Raw genomic sequence first — 17890 nt, 5'->3', positions numbered from 1 at the left:
GGAAGCGCCGCAAGGCGTGCAGCCGACCCGTACTAATATGCCGAGGGCTTGACTTACTGACCTGTCCAAGAGGCGAAAGCCGATTGGGTAACAGGTCGTATGCGAAAACGTCCCAAGAACCAAGCGCGAAGCGCGCAGGTGATTGGTTGACGTTGACCGCTAAGTTTCGTCACCCTAAAATGTTCTTGTCTTCTGTATAGTTTTGAAGGTACGCAAACCTTCACGAAATCCAGTGGCGATAGCTGAGTGGTTCCACCTGTTCCCATCCCGAACACAGTCGTTAAGCACTCATACGTCGAAAGTACTTGGTTGGAGACGACCTGGGAGGATAGAAAGCTGCTGGTTGATGACGCACCCGCAAGGGTGCGTTTTTTTGCTTTGGATTCAAGGCATTTCTGGTTCTACGTTCAACAAGGGTTGCTCCGACATCTTTTGGAGCATGATGTTCGTGTCGATCACGCTTAGGCGGTGGTCGAGGGCATACCACAGGATGCTGTCCCGCGGATTGCGGACGTAGAGTTGTTCCGCTCCTGCATAGTATAGAAGATACTGCGTCTCCTCTGGAGTGAGTTTCATGGCGAGGGCGAGGGAAATGACTTTGTTGCGTGAAGGATTCTTTTTGCGTCCGGCGAATATATGATAAGCATAGATTCGTTCCAAGCTGGAAGCCCGAACGACATCCATCTTGCTCAGGTGTTTTTCCTCCAGAAGTTGATTCAGATATTCTGCCAGCGTGTATTGGCGAAAATTTTTCTGATTCTCCACGAGAAAGCCCTCCAGTCCGGAGGCCTGGCGCAAATCGTCTTTCAATTCTTCGGTGCTTTTCGGCATGATGCTGCCCTCCTATGAGATTTGATACACATAGGATAATACGATATGGAGAAGAAAGCAAGGTGGTTTCTTGGAGGCTCATATCACCGCATATTTTGAGGAAGTTTTTCAAAAGATACAGCTGCTAAAATCCAGTGACAGGGGGGAGGTATGGCTGGCATCCGAGAGAGCGGGTCGGTCAACGTCAGCCAATCACGCTGCGCCTTCGGCTTGCACTCTTGGGACGTTTTCGCAGCGGCTAGTCATATTGAAACGCATCGCCTTGACGGGACTTCCCTATAGGATGCTCAAAGGGAAAGATTATCCGCTGATTCCCCGCATCCTGCATTGTATCGAGGACGGCGATGAGACGGTTGTCGTGGAGGAATATGTGCAGGGAGAATCCCTGCTTGATCGCATCGGACGCAAGGCGTATCTTTCGGAACGCGAGACGGAGAGCGTTCTTTTGCAGCTATGTGAAGGCCTTGATGAAATCCATGCACAGGGCATCATCCATCGTGACATTAAGCCGTCCAACCTTATCCTGCAAAGCGGCGGCATCATTCGGCTCATCGACTTCGATGCTGCCCGCACCGTCAAAGAGCACAGCGGCGAGGACACGATGCACCTCGGCACAAGGGGCTACGCCCCTCCGGAACAATTTGGCTACGGGCAAACAGACGCGAGGAGTGACATCTACTCCATCGGTATCACCATGCGGAAAGCGCTGCCAGAGGAGTACGGCGGCTATCTCGTCAAGATATTTGCCAAATGTACGGAAATCGATCCGGACAGGCGCTATCGGAACCTGCAGGAGCTTCGCCGTGCGCTGATTTTTCGCAGGTTTTGGGCAGGCAGGGGAAAGCCGGCATTGTGGACGCTGGCAATCGTATCTGGCGTGGTGTTTTGCTTTCTGCCAAGGATTGATGGGGTAGAAACCCTGCCGAGTGCTCCCGCAGGAGAATCGGAGGCTGATTCGGCAACTGTTCGACCGCCGAGCGCTGCGGAAGAAAGCGCAGCCGCGCCGACGCCAGAAACATCTGACGAGAGGTTTTCTATGCAATCGCTTGTGCCATCGGGCACCGAGCCAGAATACGAAGTTGTCGTGCCAACGCCGAAGTCGTCGATCGAGCCGACTGCTCATGACAGTTATACACCGCCGATAGCCAGCCAAGAGGAAAGAAAGTCCATAAAGAGCGTGGACGCATTCCTGGCAGAGTTCAAGGATGATCCGGAAAAACTTGCCTATAGGCAGATAAGGAATGAGGTATTCTCCTCCGGCAATACTTCGGACGAGGAACGGCTCGAGGCTATGAAGGGCGGCGAACTGGGGCTTCGAACAGATGCCTTTATAAAAAGTCTGCCGCCAATGACCGAGGCGGAACGCAATCGGGCGATCGACGAGTTCGTAGCCGACCAAAAGAGATTGCTGGACCTGTAGAACCAGTTACGACCGTATGACCGCAGAAACGTCTGCAAAATCAAAAATTGCTCCAGTGACCTCGCAGGTAACCAAAGCCTGCGAGGTCTTTGTTATAATGGGGGGCATTGATGGGCTTTGGTCGCATCCGCTCCCACCTAGGAGTCCTTGTTGCCTGAGGGCGGACAGCGGGAGACAAAGCCGTTTCATTCATTAGGAAGGAATTGGGAAAGGGAGGGAGACCTGTGTCTGACTTTTGTTGGCTTTTGGCTCGGCTTGCGTTCTTGGCAATGTTCATCGGCATGGTGAAGCCGAAGTTTGTGATCTTCTGGGGAGACAAGGCGGCAAGGACGCGCAAGAAGGTTTTTGCCGTCTATTTGTCCGTCATCGTGCTCGGAACTCTGCTTGCAATCGTAACACATCCGGATGGTTTGGCAGGGAGCTTGGCTTGGTTCTTGGGCGCAGATATAGATGATGTGCAGAATATGCTGCGTGCCAAGGGGGTAGTGGATTGATACGGAGGTGTCCGAATAATGCAGAATAATGGATCCAATGCAGAGCATCACGAATGGGAATTTTCTACAGACCGTCTTGCCTACGGACTTTTTCAAGTGAATGTACAAACGCATGTCAAAGTGAATGGGAACCGCATTGCGATTGATACCTGTCGCAGAGCGCTGTTCTTCAAATGGGGAAGACAAAGCGATTCTTTTGGTGTGATGGATGTACAGAAAGTTACGTTGCAGAAGAAAGTGGCAAAACTGAATATTGCATTGATTGTTCTGGGACTTCTCATAGTTCTAATGGGGGACTGGTGGGGACTTCTTACGGTTCTTCCGGCAGTTCTTTTTATGCATGATAAATATTTATTGATTCAGCATAAAAACGGTGGTTTTCGAATTTACGATGCAGAACGCATAGGGGCGAATAGGGCAGCCAAGGAGTTTTTCGATTATATCCAGGCGCGCAATCCGCAGGCGATGGCCATTATTCGTGGGTAGGTCTCGGATGGGAGAAGCTTTGCTTGCCATGCTTTTTCCGCACGATGCGTTATATGCTGTCATCGTTTCAACAAGGAGACTGATATGAGTCACGGGAAAAAAATCATCGCCGCCTGCATGGCATTTCTGCTTGCCTTCTTACCGCTGGCGCAGGTCGCACATGCCGATGCGCTTGACGTGCTTGCCGTTGCGGTGGAAGGTGTAGTCGGCGCTTTGCAGGAGGATGATCAGAAGATTACGGATGAGATCATCGAAAGGATGACAAAAGATCCGTCGCAGAAGAGTGTTCTGCAAGAACATATCACGAAGACAGAACCTGTGGCAAAGAAGTTGACCGAGGCAGAGAGCACGATCTTCATGGTGTCAACATGGCTGCATACGGTTCCTTTGATCGGCGAGATGCTTACGACAGGCTTTTTGGAGTGTGTTGAGTGGTATTGGGAAAGACAGTTTTCCAGTGATGCTGATCCAGAGATTGTCAAGCGTTATGAAATGATTCGGAGTCATTTTTTGGATGCCGAAGCGGAATTCATCGGATTGTTAGCGGATATGTCTGATTCAGAATCAAAAGAGATCGGTCTGATGAAGAGTATAAATGGAATCCAGATCATGAACCGTATGGGGTCGGCAAAGTCGGCAATGAAGCAGGTGAGAATGGCGGCTTTTGACGAGAAGCCGGAGGAGAAGATAAAGAAGGAGCCTTCGACAAAGGAGAAGATGCAGGAAAAGACGCAAAAAGAGGCGGGAAGCAAGTCTCTGCGCTAAACAGCAGAATAGAAAGTGCGCGATGAAAGATGCTGCGGACCTATGCTTTAGGGCAGAGATTCGCAGCCTTTTGTTTGAAGAGAGATGTTTTTCCCAGAAGGAAGAAGAAATACATCCCAAAGTCGGATTCTACCAAAGTTTTTTCCAAAGCGCTTATATTTTATGCGCACTTTCACGATATACTAAAATATAGGGGGTTCTTTTTCGTGTTTTCTTTTCGTGGTTGTTCAAAGTAAAACATGGCTGCCGTTGTTTCTTTGGATGAGTAGATAGAGGAGTTGCATTTCTATGGTTTACCCCGATACGATCAAGACGGATCAAGATGTTTTGGATGCGTTCATTGCCGTCGCGCCTTATTTGGATCATGTCGTTCGCCAGGATGTTGCTGTTGGCGTAACGGATAAGGAGACGACCTTGGCATTGATACCGAATGCCAAGTTGGAGTTCTCTCATCCGGTTGGCACGCCCATTTCGCCCAATACGAGGCACGTCATCGATACGGGGCGAGACTATGTTGGCTTGATTGATGAGAAGCTCTACGGACGCGGCGTACGCAGCATGATCACGCCGATTCACGGCGTGAACGGCGACATTATCGGCACGCTTGTGACGGCGATGGATGTTGCGCAGGACATCAAGCTCGCCCATGCGGTCGACGAGGTGACGAAGTCGACGGAGACGGTTTATCATGCGGTTGAGCAAGTCGCTGAGAGCGCGAGTGAGCTTGCGAAGTCGGGGCAGGAGGCTGTGCAGCAGGCAGCCGATCTCAAGGAGCGCAACGCCGAGACGATCAAGGTCATCGAGTTCATCAACAATATCGCGCAGCAGACGAACCTCCTCGGCCTCAACGCCGCCATTGAAGCGGCGCGTGCGGGCGAGCAGGGCAGAGGTTTTGCCGTTGTTGCGGAAGAGGTCCGAAAGCTTGCCGAGCAGTCACGTGAAGCGACGGAGAAGATTCAAGCGACGCTCGCCGAGATGAACAAGGCGGTTGAGGAAATCTCCAAGACGATTGAAACGACGGGGGCGATCAGTGAGGAGCAGGCGGCCTCGACGGAGGAGATCACAGCCAATCTTTCACGAGTTACCAATGCAGCAGAGGAGCTTGGGCAGTTCGTTGTACGTACGGATTGAAAAGAAATATAAGTCAATTTTTCATGGAAACTGCAGAGGTCGTGCTGCATGTATGGTATCCCCCGATCGGATTTTGCTGATCGGGGGATTTTTTGTGTTGCATTGTCTGGGACGAAGTTCTTTCTTTATTTTTTATGTGGGATGGATTTCATATTTTTTTGAAGTGTTTTCACTTTTTGATAGATTTTTTTATATCTTTCGGTTATACTATAACTTAGAATAGCTTCGCCGTTTTATGGGGATAATGCGTGGGAGGTTATGGGGAAAGCATTGGTAGTTATGCTTGTCTATCTTGAGGGGGTTATATTATGGCAAAATATAAGACTCCGATAGCAGGTTACGAGAATCAATGTGTAGGTCTGTTATTGGAAAAACTGGGTGTGGTCACGTTCGATTACGATATCGAGGGGGACGTGCTGCTCTTAGCGAAGGCGCGCGATGGAATGCAGGAGAGGCATCTCGATGGCTTCTGCCGTACGCTTTGCACGGAGAATCGCGGCATGGTGCATCCCGATTCGGTCGAGCGTCTCGTCGCGCTTTTCCGCGGACAGACGACGGGCGTGCGTGAGGTCTTGCTCGATATGGCGGAAACGCCGCAGGGGCGCTATTCGTGGTACGAGGTGGCTGTGAAACTCGTGCGCGATGAGACGGGGCGTGTGCGCCGCACGATCGGCATCCTTTGGGATATTGAGTCGAGCATGGGCAAGATGGAGCAGAGTTTTTCGCATTTTCGCTCGGAGCGCGATTCTGTCACGGGCGTTTTGAACGGCTCGGGGCTTGAAAAAGCGGTGCAGGTGTATCTTGCAGGTCATGGACGTGATGAGAGCAATGTGCTTATGCGCATCTCTTTCGACAATTTGCACCAGCTCGCACAGCAGCGCGGCAAGCATTGGACGGATCAACTGCTCGTGCGTATATGTAAAGCGATTGGCAGTTTCTTCCGTGCGGGTGATGTACTTGCGCATCTCGGCGACGGGCAGTTTGCTGTGTTCGTCAAGGATATGGAGCGTACGGAGGTCATGGACATGAAGGCGCGCGCGATTCGCATGTTGTTCGGTGGGGAGAATACGCAGTTCGGCGGCTACGGGCTTGTCTGCCGCATCGCTGTCGCCTACTATCCCGAGGATGGCAGGGCGTTCCATGAGATTTTGGAAACGGCGGAGAAGCGTCAGGCTTTGGTGAGCGGCGCCGAGATGCATGAAAAGGCGCTGACGCCGGCTTGATTTGTGCGGTTGTTAGAAGATCCCGCGACGGCTTGGGCTGTCGCGGGATTTTTATGCTTTTGCGGAGGATTCGGCTTCGTTTTGTATAGCTGGCTCGCTGGAAAGATGCCGTGCATCTGGGAAAAATGCGGAAGACATTTTGTTGGCGCTTTCTATAGCTTTCCGCGTCGCAGTAGTGTATAATGAAATGGTATATGATTTTTTGAGGAAAGGCAGGGCGTATGGAGCAGTTTACGCAGACGTTTTTAGAGTTTATCGACGCTTGGGGCTATGTGGCGGTCGCTGTGCTGATGGCGCTGGAAAATGCCTGCATACCGATTCCGAGCGAGTTGATCTTGGGGTTTTCCGGCTATTTGATCTTCGTGGAGCGCATGGGCTTTGTCGGGGCGATGGTCGCGGGCATGGTCGGCGGCATGGCAGGTTCGATCTTCGCGTATCTTGTGGGGCGGTACGGCGGGCGTTCTTTCGTGGATAAGTATGGCAAGTATTTTTTTGTGAAGAAGTCGCATGTCGATATTGCGCAGCGTTGGTTTGATAAGTATGGCGTCAAGGCGGTGTTTTTCAGCCGTATGCTTCCGGTCGTGCGCACGTTTATCTCGCTGCCTGCGGGGTTTGCGCATGTGGATATGAAGAAGTTCCTGGTCTATACGTTCCTTGGTTCGCTGCCTTGGACGGCGCTGATCCTTGGCATCGGCATGGCGCTTGGCGAGAGTTGGCAGCTCATGCTGAAGGTGGGGCACGAGGTGAGCATCGGCTTTGTCGTCGTCAGCGCAATCGTCATTGCCGTTCTTTATTTGCGCTATCGGCGCAGTCGTCGGCACAAAGCAAAAATGGACGTGGAATGATCCACGTCCATTTTTTGAAGCGTCACGAAGAACCTGCCGCTGCGCATCACATAGAGGAAGCCGGCGGATAGGAGAGAAATACAGAGGATGCGGGAAAGTTTTTCGTTCCGCAGGTTCGTTTTCCTGCAGTACGGGCGATTGTCGCGCATTGGCAGGATTGTATCGTATCATGGGCGAGGGAAGAGTACAAGCATAGGAGAAAGGATTGGGGCTGATGATATACCCGATGAAGCTGAAAGCGCCGCTCAAGGATTATCTTTGGGGCGGTACGCGCCTCAAGACGGAATACGGCAAGGAGACGTCGCTGGCGAAGGTCGCAGAGAGCTGGGAACTTTCCTGCCATAAGACGGATCAAAGCATCATCGAGAACGGCGCGGATGCGGGACTGACGCTTGAGGCATATATTGCGCGTGAAGGGGCGCATGTCGCACTCGGTTCGCATGGCTCGCGCTATCCGTATTTTCCTTTGCTTATCAAGCTCATTGACGCGCACGATGATCTCTCAGTGCAGGTGCATCCTGACGACAGCTATGCTTTTGAGCACGAGGGCGAGTACGGCAAAATGGAGATGTGGTATATCCTCGATGCAGAGCCGGATGCAGAGATCATCTATGGTTTTGCAAAGGAGATTTCGCGCGAGGAGTGCCGCCGCCGCATCGAGGAGAATACGCTTTTGGACGTTGTGCGGCGCGTCAAGGTGCAGGCGGGCGACGTCATCGTGATTCCGGCGGGCACGGTGCATGCTATCGGACGCGGCATCTTCCTCGCAGAGGTTCAGCAAAATTCAGATACGACATACCGTGTCTACGACTATGCGCGGCTTGGCGCGGACGGAAAGACGCGCGAGCTGCACATCGACAAGGCGCTCGATGTGCTGTCCTTCGCACCGCTGCCTTGCGCTGTGAGCCGCGGGGAGCAGCTTACGATTTTTGCTGAGTATGAGATGGTGATCGCTGCGCGTACGGAATTTTTTTCCGTCTATCATTTTGATCTCCGTGGCCGTTGCCGCCTGCAGGCGGGGCGCACGAGCTTTCAGTCGATCGTCGTTCTTAGAGGGCCGCTGGAGCTTTCGTGGGCGGGCGGCGAGGAGATCTTGGAGAGGGGCGACTCGTACTTTATTCCGGCAGATTTTGGCGACTATATGCTGCGCGGCGAGGGCGCGTTTCTTTTGACAGAGGTTTGACGGGTATGTGCTGCGGTCATACGTCAAGAGGTGAAATGCGCCCCGAAGAGGGATGTTCTTCGGGGCGCGTTGGCGTTATGGGATTTCGGGCGGCTGACTGCATATCGCTGTGTGGTGCAGGACGTCTTCGAGACGCATTTCGACATCGAACGCTTCTTTGTGGACGGTTTCCGCCGTATCGAATTCATTGAGGTCATCCGTTTCGAGAGCTTTTAGGAAATGCTCCCAAGCCGTGATGGAAAGCTCGGTCGATTCGGCGCGCAGCTGGCTTACATAGCGTGCGCCGGGGGGCACGGAGAGCGCGGAGAGCTTTTGCTGACGCTCTTTTAAGCTCGGGATGATGCTTGTGTTGATGAGCTTTTTGAGGTCGCTTTTCTGCGTATTCGATAGGAGACCGGTGCCGTCCCAAGGCATGTCGGTCAGTTGCTGGAAGCGTTGCTGCTCTTGGGAGAAACGCTTGTTGTACTGATCGACGATGGGCTGGGATTCCTGCAAATATGAGGCGACGTCCTTTTCGAGGAGCGGCGTGAGCCGATCCAGGCAGTCTCGGTAGTTCTTGATGTAGGCGACCTGCCAATGACCGTCGGCGGCTTGCTCCATAGCGAGAAGGAGCGTGAGATTTGTCTGTGTGAGTTCGTCCTTTGCCTTGATCTGTGCCGTCGCTGTCGCGCCGTCGCGGTTGATGGATTCAAGACCGATGATCGTGATGTTTTTGAGCAGACTGCGTTCAAAAAGATTTTCGAAGTCGATCTGCAGCTGACGGCCTTGCAGAAGTGCGCCGGGCTTTTGCCACTCGCCCGTTTCGATGAAGCTGGCGAGCGTCGTGCGCAGCCCCGCCGTGACCTGCGGCTTGACGAGCTGGTAGAAGTTCACGGCGTCTTTTCGCTGTCCTGTCGTCAAGGATGTATCGGCGGCAAAGAGACTGCGCGTGAGATCGTCGTAAATTCTTCCCATAGTGAGGCTGACGTTGACATAGCGTTCGAACTTTTCCGCATCGTGCGATTCGACGGCGGCTTGAATCTCGTCGAGAGCGTATTCGGGGCTTCTCGCGTGGATGAAGAAGTACCAGAGCACAGAGCCGATGGCGAGGGCAAAGAGCACGATGACGGACATCGTGAGCGTGCGGTTGTATGAGCTGATCTTCCTGGCGCGCAGCTGTAGCCGCCAAGTGTAATCGTCCATGTGATTTCTCCTTCGAGGGAAACAAATGAAAATATTTGTTACAATATAACGCTATCATTATAGCATATATGTCAACGAGATGCAGGAGGTGGGCGCGTGAAGTGGGTCAGCCATGAGATCGTGACAGGCATGGCGGTCTATACATGGACAGGCAGTCTCGTGTCGACGGCATGTGCTATGGCGGGCGCCGTTTTGCCGGACTGGATCGAGGGCAAGGGCGGCGGCGTGCGTCTGCCGTGGCGCGGACTGCTCGCGCATCGCGGCTGGTCGCATTGGCCGCTTCTCTATGTGCTTGGACTCTTGGCGCTGGAAGCTGCGGAAGAGACGCATGGCGAGAGTGCCGCAGGATTTATCCTTGCGGGGCGCTTCGTGCTTGTCGGCGCACTCTTTCACATCGCTGAGGATGCGCTTTGCGGCAAGGTGCCGTTCTTTCATCCGGCGAAGAAGGTCGGCGTACGTTTGTTTCGCGTCGGCTCCTTCGCTGAGTATGTATTTGCGATTGTCGTTGTTATCGTCTGTTACGTTGTCGGACGGCTGTTTTTGTGGTAGAGCTCGATATGATAAAATAGCAATAAATTTATCATAGACTTATGAAGCAAGAAGGAAAGTGGCGCACTCGTGAGGAAGTTCTTATATAGAAGAAGAAATCACCTTTGGAGGGGGATTCCGATGGAACAAGTCACGCAGAAAAAGAAGAACAAGCTGTTGGGACTTCTTGCGGAGAAGTATCCGACGCTTGAATCTGTTTATGAAAAGCTCATCTACCTGCAGGCGCAGCTCGGGCTGCCCAAGGGCATTGAGCATTTCATGAGCGATCTGCACGGCGAATATGAATCGTTTTTCCATATTTTGAACAACTGCTCAGGCGTCATTCGTGAAAAGGTCGAATACGTCTTTGCCGACCGTATGACGGACGAGGAAAAGGCGGAATTTTGCACGCTCATCTACTATCCGAAAGAGAAAGTTGAGCGACTGCACGCACAGAGGAAGGATACACCCGCTTGGTATCGGGAAAATCTCGCGCGTCTTTTGGAACTCTCGAAGCTCATGAGCTACAAATATCCGGCGGCGAAGGTGCGCGGCTTCATCCCCAAGCGTTATGAGTCCGTCATCGTCGAGCTTCTTTACACGCGCCCCGAAGAGGACACGGCGCAGGCGCAGTACCACCGCCGGCTCCTCGCGACCATTGTGCAGATCGACAGCGGCGCTGGCTTCATCGAGGCATTTTGCGTGCTTGTCAAGCGTCTCGCCGTCGATCGCCTGCACATCGTCGGCGATTTCTTTGATCGCGGCAGCCGTCCCGATGCAATCCTTAACATGATCCTCAACTATCACGATATCGACATCGAGTGGGGCAATCATGACGTCATGTGGATGGGCGCGGCTGCGGGCAGCGAAGTCTGCATCGCGGGCGTCGTGAGAAACAGTCTGCGCTATCACAACACCGATGTCTTAGAGCGCGGCTACGGCATCAGCCTGCGCCCGCTGTCGCTCTTTGCGACGCATATATATCCCGATGCGAACGCCATCCGCGCTTCGGAAAAGGCGATCACGATGATCATGCTCAAGCTCGAAGGTCAACTCATCACGCGCAATCCGGACTTCCAAATGGAGAGCCGCCGACTCCTCGACAAGATCAACTACAACTCATCTTACGTCATGCTCGGTGAGCGTCGTTACGAGCTGGAGAGCGCCTACTTCCCAACGATCGATCCGAAAGACCCCTTTGCGCTCTCGGAAGAAGAAGAGCGCATCATCGCTGACCTCAAATCATACTTCACGGAGAGCGAGATGCTGCACAAGCATGTCGATTTTCTCTACAAGAAAGGCAGTCTCTACAAGTGCTGCAACGGCAACCTGCTCTATCACGGCTGTGTGCCCGTCAACGAGGACGGTTCGCTTCGCGAAGTCGTCTTTGACGGCAAAGCGTACAAAGGCCGCTCCTATTTTGATTACGCCGACCGCCGCGCCCGCCGCGCCTACCTCTTCCGTGCGCAGGAAGACCTTGACTTCATGTGGTTTCTCTGGTGCGGCAGAACGTCGCCGTGCTCGGGGCGCGAGGTCAAGACCTTCGAGCGTTCGCTTTTGGAAGATGAAAGCACATGGAAGGAGCCTGCCGATCCCTACTACCGTCTGTTGGATGATGAGGACTTCTGCCGCTCCATACTCGCAGAGTTTGGTCTGCCCGAGAGCGGCCACATCATCAACGGGCATGTGCCTGTAAAGGTGAAAAAAGGCGAGACGCCTGTCAAGGCGCACGGCAAAGCCATCATCATCGACGGCGGCTTCTGCCAGGCGTATCACAAGAAAACAGGCATCTCGGGCTTCACGCTCATTTCCAACTCGCGCGGCTTTCGACTCCTCATGCACCAGCAAGTCGCCGACGTGCGCCAGGCATTGAAGGAAAACAAAGATATCGAATCCGTCTCAGAGACGATCGAGCTGCAAACGAAGCACACGACCCTTGAGGATACGGACGAAGGCAAGGACATTCAAGAAGAAATCACCGACCTCTACAATCTGCTCATCGCATATCAAAACGGCGTGATCGAACCGAAAGCATAGGACGGCATGGCGCGGGATACAGGCGCAAGGCTGTTCATCGTAGGATTATAAACGCTGTGCTGAAAAAGCATCATGGATGGTTTAGCGTGACGCCCCAAGCGGTCAAGCCGCAGGCGCAGAACGATTGGCTAGGCTTCTGTAAGGGCATGATATGTACAGTGTGCCGCTTGGATGAAGCTGGGAAACGAGAAAAAGCAATCATGCCGTTATGCGTGGCGGCTGAACCTATGTTTTGAAAGCTCCCCATGAAAATAAATCATCCCTTCGGTCGCAGAATCTTATTCTGCAGCCGAAGGGATTTTCTATGTCGTCAGAACGCAGGATTTCCTCAAAAGCGAAGGCTGCGGACTACTGCTTGTTCTTGATATAGTTGAGCTTGCCGCCCGCTTTCAGCATCTCGATGTCGAGCGCCGAGAGCGCGTGGCGCACGTTGAAACTCCGCTTCTTCGTGCGGTTCTCCACGCGGACGGGCGCATCCGGCGCGAGCGCGGAGAAGTCGAGGAAGAGCACGTCGCCCTCGGCGATCGACTCGTAGTCCGCCGCCTCGTCGAAGAGCAGCGGCACGATGCCGAAGTTCACGAGGTTCGCCGCGTGAATGCGCGCAAAACTCTTGGCGAGAACCGCCTTGATGCCCAGATACATCGGCGCGAGCGCCGCGTGCTCACGGCTCGAACCCTGCCCGTAGTTCTCGCCCGCGACGATGACGCCGCCGCCCGCCTTCCGGCAGTGCGCCTTGAAGCCTGCCTGCACGTCGCGAAAGACGAACTCAGAGATCTTCTCGATGTTCGAGCGGTACGGCAGAACCTTCGCGCCCGCCGGCATGATGTGGTCGGTCGTGATGTTGTCGCCGACCTTGATGACGACTTCCTTCTCGATCGCAGCTGCGAGCGGCGTGTTTTCGGGCAGCGGGCGGATGTTCGGTCCCTGCACGACCTCGACGCTCTCGGGATGCTCGCGCTCGGGCGCATAGATCATCGAGTCGTCGACGAGAAACGCTTGCGGCTCGGCGGGAAGCTCGAAGTCGGTCTCACGCGGATCGGCGATGACGCCTGAGACGGCGCTTGCCGCCGCCGTCTCGGGCGAGACGAGACAGACGTTCGCGCTGAGCGTGCCGCTTCTGCCCTTGAAATTGCGGTTGAACGTGCGCAGCGACCACGCATTCGTCACGGGCGACTGTCCCATGCCGATACAGGGACCGCATGTGCACTCGAGGAGGCGCGCACCCGCCGCGAGGATCTTGGCGAGACCGCCCGCCTCCGCGACCATAGATAGCACCTGACGCGAGCCGGGCGACAAGACGAGCGAGACATTCGGCGCGACGCGCTTGCCGTCCAAGATGGACGCTACCGTCATGATGTCGCGGTACGACGAATTCGTGCAGCTGCCGATGGCGACTTGATCGATGGGCTGCCCCGCGACCTCGCGCACCGTCTTGACGACGTCGGGCATGTGCGGCAGAGCGATCAGCGGTTCGAGCGCCGCAAGGTCGATGTCATAGCGCTCATCGTAGACTGCGCCCGCATCGGCAGAGAGTGCGCGGAACACATCCTCGCGCCCTTCGCGGCGCAAAAAGTCGCGCGTCACCTCGTCGCTCGGAAAGACCGACGTTGTCGCGCCAAGCTCCGCGCCCATGTTCGTGATCGTCGCGCGCTCGGGTACACTGAGCGTCTTGACGCCGTCGCCCGTATACTCGATGACCTTGCCGACGCCGCCCTTGACCGTGAGCAGCGAGAGCACCTTCAGTATGATGTCTTTCGCGCTCACGCCCTTTGAAAGAGCGCCCGTCAGATGCACCTCGACGACGCGCGGCATATTCAGCATGAACGGCTCGCCCGCCATCGCGCACGCGACGTCGAGGCCGCCCGCGCCGATCGCGAGCATCCCGATGCCGCCGCCCGTCGGCGTGTGCGAATCGCTGCCGAGGAGCGTCGCGCCCGGTCTGCCGAAGCGTTCAAGATGCACTTGATGACAGATGCCGTTGCCGGGGCGTGAGAAGAAGACGCCGTGCTTCTTCGCGACCGTTTGCAGATACTTGTGGTCGTCGGCGTTCTCGAAGCCGCTCTGCAAGGTGTTGTGATCGACGTAGCTGACGGAAAGCTCCGTCTTGACCTGCTCTACGCCCATCGCCTCAAGCTGCAGGTACGCCATTGTGCCCGTCGCGTCCTGCGTCAGCGTCTGATCGATGCGTATGCCGATCGGCGCACCTTTTTCCATCTCGCCCGCGAGGAGATGCTCCTTCAATATCTTTTCCGTCAATGTCAACGCTTTTGCCGTCATAAAGACACTCCCTTTGCCGCCGCTCCGTGCATGTTCACGCCGAAGCCGCCTTCCACTTTATCCATGCTTCCTTAAGGTACCACAAAGCATTCGGAGCGTCAACACTTCTATGTAAATTTTATTATAGGAGCAATAACCTATTTTATATAGTGAACCTCTGTGCTATAATGCATCTATGTTTTTTCGGAGCATACATTCCGAGAAAATCTGTACGATATAAGCGGTTCATTGGAAAGGGGTCATTGCCATGGACAAGGCAATCCATCTCGCGCAATTTTACGGCAAGTCGCAGAACTATACGACCATCGCCAAAGATCTGTTCAAACAATACAACGTCAAGCGGGGGCTCAGAAATGAGGATAAGACGGGCGTCTTGATCGGACTGACGCGCGTCGCTGACGTCGTCGGATACAAGCTCGATGAAAATGGCAAGAAGGTCGACGCCGACGGCGAGCTTTTCTATCGCGGCGTCAACGTCATGGATCTTGTAGGCTCTGCCGACCGCGCATCCTATCTTTATGAAGAAGCGTGCTTCCTTCTGCTCTTCGGCTACCTGCCGACGAAAAAAGATCTGCGTCTCTACTGTCAGAGCCTCAAGGAAGGCTACGAGCTGCCCGAAGGCTTCCTCGAAACGCACCTGCTGCACCATCCGGGCAAGAACCTCATGAACCAGCTCCAGCAGTCGATCCTCGCGCTCTACAACTACGATCCCGACCCGGACGCGACCGACGTCTATCGGACGCTCATCAAAGGCGTGAACCTCATGGCGAAGCTGCCGTCCATCGCGTGCTACACCTACAACGCCAAGACGCACTACTTCGGCCGCGAGAGCCTCGTGCTGCACTACCCGCAGCAGGGCTTCTCGACCGCTGAAAACATCCTCTCCATGCTGCGCCTCGACGGCAAGTTTACGCCGGACGAAGCACGTCTCTTGGACATCCTGCTGCTTTTGCACGCCGATCACGGCGGCGGCACGAACTCGACCTTTACGAACGTCGTCGTCTCCTCGACCGACACCGATCTCTACTCGGCGATCGCCAGCTCCATTGGCTCTTTGAAAGGGCCGCGTCACGGCGGCGCCAATGTGCGCGTCGCCAACATGATGGACAAGGTCATCGAGGCTGTCGGACTTGATGCCGACGATGCCGCCATCGAATGCGTCATCGAGCGATTGATGCGCGGCGAGCTTGATAATCCATCGGGGCTCGTCTACGGCATCGGTCACGCCGTCTACACGCTGTCCGACCCGCGCGCCGAAGTCATCCGCGACCATATCGGCAGGCTCGCGGCGAAGAAGGGCGTAGAAAGGAAGTTTGACTTCTTCGTGCGTTTCGAGCGCGTCGCCAAACGCTATCTGAGCGAGAAGAAGGGCGTGAGCATGTCGAGCAATATCGACTTCTACAGCGGCCTTGCCTACGAGATCCTCGGCATCCCGCGCGACCTCTTCACGCCGCTCTTCGTGCTCTCGCGTACGGCGGGCTGGATCGCGCACAACATCGAGCACAAGCTCTACGACAACCGTATCGTGCGTCCCGCCGCCAAGTACGTCGGCACGATGGAAGACTATGTGCCGAGGGAGGAACGCTGAATGACGAAGAAAACGATTACCGTATTCAAAGGCGACGGCATCGGTCCCGAGATCACGGACGCCGTCCTCGAAATCTTGGAAAAAGCGGGCGCAAACCTCGCCTATGAAGTATTCAACGTCGGAGAAGCCGAGTACGAGCGAAGCGGCGCGCTGATCCCAGACGACGGACTCGCCTCCTTTGAAAAGACGCGCGTCCTTTTGAAATCTCCCATCACGACGCCCGTCGGCAGGGGCTTCCGCTCGCTCAACGTCACGCTTCGCACGAAGTACGACCTCTATGCGAACATCCGCCCCGCGAAGTCGAACGAAGCCGTCCGTACGCCCTTCCCCAAAGTCGATCTCATCACCTTCCGCGAGAACACGGAAGACCTCTATGTCGGCGTCGAGGAAGAAATCGACGAAAACACCATGCACGCCACGAAGATCATCACGCGCGAAAAAAGCGAGCGCATCTGCCGCGCCGCCTTCCGCTACGCCGAAGCGCACGGACGAAAGAAGGTCACCTGCGTCCATAAGGCAAACATCCTAAAGCTCTCCGACGGGCTCTTTCGCTCCGTATTCTACGAAGTCGCCAAGGAATTTCCCGCTATCGAAGCCGACGACAAGATGGTCGACGCCGTCTGCATGATGCTCGTCATGCACCCCGAAAACTTCGACATCATGGTCATGCCGAACCTCTACGGCGACATCGTCTCCGATCTCACGAGCGGGCTCATCGGCGGCCTTGGGCTCCTGCCGTCGAGCAACATCGGCGATCGTTTGGCGATGTTCGAAGCCGTGCACGGCAGCGCCCCTGACATCGCAGGCAAAGGTGTCGCGAACCCCACGGCGTTCCTGTGGTCCGCCTGCATGATGCTCGAACATCTCGGCGACAGCGAGACAGCCGCTTGCATCCGCCGCGCTGTTGACGAGACGCTCAAAGAAGCGACGAGCTTGACTCCCGACCTCGGGGGCACGGCAACGACGCAGGAATACACACAGGCGATTATTCAACGACTATAGACAAGAAGATAGAAAACTGCCGCAACCGTCGATTCTGACGGCTGCGGCAGTTTTGCTTGTGCGAAGAAAGAAAACAAGCTACAATAGAAAGAGAACTGCGGAAAGGAGATTGTCATGGCGCAAAGCACAGAAGAACGCGCCCTACGTGCGTGGGAAGAATTATCCATCAGCGACAACTTCATCTTTCAGCGCGTCATGCAGAACAAGAACCTCTGCAAGCGCTTGATTGAACGCATCCTGCACATCAAAATACGAGAATTGGACTACCCGCATACAGAGAAAAGCATCGACCTGCGTCTCGACAGCAAATCGGTACGTCTCGACGTATATGTGGAAGATGAAAGCGGCACGATCTATAACATTGAGATGCAGACAACCAAGGGGCACGGCGATGAATTGGTGAAGCGAACGCGATACTATCAGGGAATGATCGACATGGATCTCTTGGGCAAGGGCGTCTATTACGATCAACTCAGACAAACCTATATCATCTTTATCTGCACCTTTGATCCTTTCGGCATGGACGAACGCATATATACCTTTCGAAACGCCTGCCTTGAAATACCGCATCTGCTGCTTGGCGACGGCGCTGCAAAGATTTTTCTCAATGCGAAGGGACTGAAAGGCGTTGTGGATGCAGACATCGAAAACTTCCTGCACTATGTGGACGGCAGGGAAGCGGCAGGCATCTTTACAGAAACACTGGCAAAAGAAGTCGAACGGGTAAAGCATCAAGATGAAACGAGGCGAGAATATATGACACTCTATATGGAATATCAAAAACATCATCAAGAGGGTGTGAAGGAAGGGCTGCAGCGCGGCAGACGCGAGGGCAGACGCGAAGGCAGACGCGAGGGGCTGATCGCTATGGCACGCTCTTTACTGGCGCTTAATGTTC

Annotated in this window: 16 protein-coding genes and 1 rRNA gene; 14 read left to right on the top strand and 3 right to left on the bottom strand. The window is 54.6% G+C overall.

Annotated features, from left to right (window positions below):
- The first annotated feature begins 228 nt into the window (after positions 1–228).
- Positions 229–345: ribosomal RNA gene (rrf, locus tag ACO5Z0_RS03155) — 5S ribosomal RNA — on the top strand.
- A gap of 39 nt (positions 346–384) precedes the next feature.
- Here rrf and ACO5Z0_RS03150 read toward each other — a convergent pair.
- The gene (locus tag ACO5Z0_RS03150) at positions 385–831 is read right to left on the bottom strand and encodes a helix-turn-helix domain-containing protein (RefSeq protein ID WP_485649168.1); all 447 of its coding nucleotides are present in this window, start codon (positions 829–831) and stop codon (positions 385–387) included.
- 283 nt (positions 832–1114) lie between these two features.
- Between ACO5Z0_RS03150 and ACO5Z0_RS03145 the strand changes: the two genes are divergently transcribed.
- The 8 genes from ACO5Z0_RS03145 (at position 1115) to ACO5Z0_RS03110 (ending at position 8378) form a co-directional block, all read left to right on the top strand.
- Positions 1115–2251: a serine/threonine protein kinase gene (locus tag ACO5Z0_RS03145; RefSeq protein ID WP_485649167.1), complete on the top strand. Its 1137-nt coding sequence runs from the start codon at positions 1115–1117 to the stop codon at positions 2249–2251.
- Between the two features lie 224 nt (positions 2252–2475).
- Positions 2476–2745, top strand: a complete 270-nt coding sequence (locus tag ACO5Z0_RS03140) for a transcriptional regulator (protein ID WP_485649166.1) — start codon at positions 2476–2478, stop codon at positions 2743–2745.
- 18 nt (positions 2746–2763) lie between these two features.
- Positions 2764–3231 (top strand): hypothetical protein, encoded by a 468-nt coding sequence (locus tag ACO5Z0_RS03135; RefSeq protein WP_485649165.1) that lies wholly within the window; start codon positions 2764–2766, stop codon positions 3229–3231.
- A gap of 84 nt (positions 3232–3315) precedes the next feature.
- Positions 3316–3996: a hypothetical protein gene (locus tag ACO5Z0_RS03130; protein WP_485649164.1), complete on the top strand. Its 681-nt coding sequence runs from the start codon at positions 3316–3318 to the stop codon at positions 3994–3996.
- A 288-nt stretch (positions 3997–4284) separates the two neighbouring features.
- Positions 4285–5127 carry a methyl-accepting chemotaxis protein gene (locus ACO5Z0_RS03125; RefSeq protein ID WP_485649163.1) on the top strand — a complete coding sequence of 281 codons (843 nt, stop codon included), beginning with the start codon at positions 4285–4287 and terminating at the stop codon, positions 5125–5127.
- Positions 5128–5435: 308 nt separating this feature from the next.
- Entirely contained in the window at positions 5436–6350 is a 915-nt protein-coding gene (locus ACO5Z0_RS03120) for a GGDEF domain-containing protein (RefSeq protein WP_485649162.1), read from the top strand.
- A 221-nt stretch (positions 6351–6571) separates the two neighbouring features.
- Positions 6572–7195 (top strand): DedA family protein, encoded by a 624-nt coding sequence (locus ACO5Z0_RS03115; RefSeq protein WP_485649161.1) that lies wholly within the window; start codon positions 6572–6574, stop codon positions 7193–7195.
- A gap of 214 nt (positions 7196–7409) precedes the next feature.
- The gene (locus ACO5Z0_RS03110; RefSeq protein ID WP_485649181.1) at positions 7410–8378 is read left to right on the top strand and encodes a type I phosphomannose isomerase catalytic subunit; all 969 of its coding nucleotides are present in this window, start codon (positions 7410–7412) and stop codon (positions 8376–8378) included.
- Between the two features lie 75 nt (positions 8379–8453).
- On the opposite strand, the gene ACO5Z0_RS03105 is transcribed toward ACO5Z0_RS03110, so the two are convergent.
- Complete coding sequence (locus ACO5Z0_RS03105) at positions 8454–9560, bottom strand: hypothetical protein (protein ID WP_442672701.1); 1107 nt, start codon at positions 9558–9560, stop codon at positions 8454–8456.
- Positions 9561–9656: 96 nt separating this feature from the next.
- Between ACO5Z0_RS03105 and ACO5Z0_RS03100 the strand changes: the two genes are divergently transcribed.
- Positions 9657–10109, top strand: coding sequence for a metal-dependent hydrolase (locus ACO5Z0_RS03100; protein WP_442676527.1), 453 nt, complete (start codon positions 9657–9659; stop codon positions 10107–10109).
- Positions 10110–10229: 120 nt separating this feature from the next.
- Positions 10230–12125, top strand: a complete 1896-nt coding sequence (locus ACO5Z0_RS03095; RefSeq protein WP_442672703.1) for a fructose-1,6-bisphosphatase — start codon at positions 10230–10232, stop codon at positions 12123–12125.
- A gap of 348 nt (positions 12126–12473) precedes the next feature.
- On the opposite strand, the gene ACO5Z0_RS03090 is transcribed toward ACO5Z0_RS03095, so the two are convergent.
- Positions 12474–14402: an aconitate hydratase gene (locus ACO5Z0_RS03090; RefSeq protein ID WP_485649160.1), complete on the bottom strand. Its 1929-nt coding sequence runs from the start codon at positions 14400–14402 to the stop codon at positions 12474–12476.
- A 247-nt stretch (positions 14403–14649) separates the two neighbouring features.
- Between ACO5Z0_RS03090 and ACO5Z0_RS03085 the strand changes: the two genes are divergently transcribed.
- The 3 genes from ACO5Z0_RS03085 to ACO5Z0_RS03075 all read left to right on the top strand — a co-directional run.
- Positions 14650–15990: a citrate synthase gene (locus tag ACO5Z0_RS03085; protein WP_442672705.1), complete on the top strand. Its 1341-nt coding sequence runs from the start codon at positions 14650–14652 to the stop codon at positions 15988–15990.
- A complete protein-coding gene (locus tag ACO5Z0_RS03080) occupies positions 15991–16992 on the top strand; it encodes an isocitrate/isopropylmalate dehydrogenase family protein (protein ID WP_485649159.1) in 1002 nt (333 codons plus the stop codon). It begins immediately after the preceding gene.
- A 114-nt stretch (positions 16993–17106) separates the two neighbouring features.
- On the top strand, positions 17107–17890 hold a 784-nt coding region (locus ACO5Z0_RS03075; RefSeq protein WP_485649158.1), incomplete at its 3' end, for an Rpn family recombination-promoting nuclease/putative transposase.

This window comes from Selenomonas sp., from assembly GCF_057272215.1.
This window is presented reverse-complemented; position numbering and strand designations above follow the sequence as displayed.

What these genes read in the sequence shown, in the direction of transcription:
- ACO5Z0_RS03090 (WP_485649160.1), bottom strand. Translation starts at nt 14,402, where the DNA reads ATGACGGCAAAAGCGTTGACATTGACGGAAAAGATATTGAAGGAGCAT.
- ACO5Z0_RS03135 (WP_485649165.1), top strand. Translation starts at nt 2,764, where the DNA reads ATGCAGAATAATGGATCCAATGCAGAGCATCACGAATGGGAATTTTCT.
- ACO5Z0_RS03120 (WP_485649162.1), top strand. Translation starts at nt 5,436, where the DNA reads ATGGCAAAATATAAGACTCCGATAGCAGGTTACGAGAATCAATGTGTA.
- ACO5Z0_RS03110 (WP_485649181.1), top strand. Translation starts at nt 7,410, where the DNA reads ATGATATACCCGATGAAGCTGAAAGCGCCGCTCAAGGATTATCTTTGG.
- ACO5Z0_RS03150 (WP_485649168.1), bottom strand. Translation starts at nt 831, where the DNA reads ATGCCGAAAAGCACCGAAGAATTGAAAGACGATTTGCGCCAGGCCTCC.
- ACO5Z0_RS03095 (WP_442672703.1), top strand. Translation starts at nt 10,230, where the DNA reads ATGGAACAAGTCACGCAGAAAAAGAAGAACAAGCTGTTGGGACTTCTT.
- ACO5Z0_RS03125 (WP_485649163.1), top strand. Translation starts at nt 4,285, where the DNA reads ATGGTTTACCCCGATACGATCAAGACGGATCAAGATGTTTTGGATGCG.
- ACO5Z0_RS03085 (WP_442672705.1), top strand. Translation starts at nt 14,650, where the DNA reads ATGGACAAGGCAATCCATCTCGCGCAATTTTACGGCAAGTCGCAGAAC.
- ACO5Z0_RS03145 (WP_485649167.1), top strand. Translation starts at nt 1,115, where the DNA reads ATGCTCAAAGGGAAAGATTATCCGCTGATTCCCCGCATCCTGCATTGT.
- ACO5Z0_RS03130 (WP_485649164.1), top strand. Translation starts at nt 3,316, where the DNA reads ATGAGTCACGGGAAAAAAATCATCGCCGCCTGCATGGCATTTCTGCTT.
- ACO5Z0_RS03080 (WP_485649159.1), top strand. Translation starts at nt 15,991, where the DNA reads ATGACGAAGAAAACGATTACCGTATTCAAAGGCGACGGCATCGGTCCC.
- ACO5Z0_RS03115 (WP_485649161.1), top strand. Translation starts at nt 6,572, where the DNA reads ATGGAGCAGTTTACGCAGACGTTTTTAGAGTTTATCGACGCTTGGGGC.
- ACO5Z0_RS03105 (WP_442672701.1), bottom strand. Translation starts at nt 9,560, where the DNA reads ATGGACGATTACACTTGGCGGCTACAGCTGCGCGCCAGGAAGATCAGC.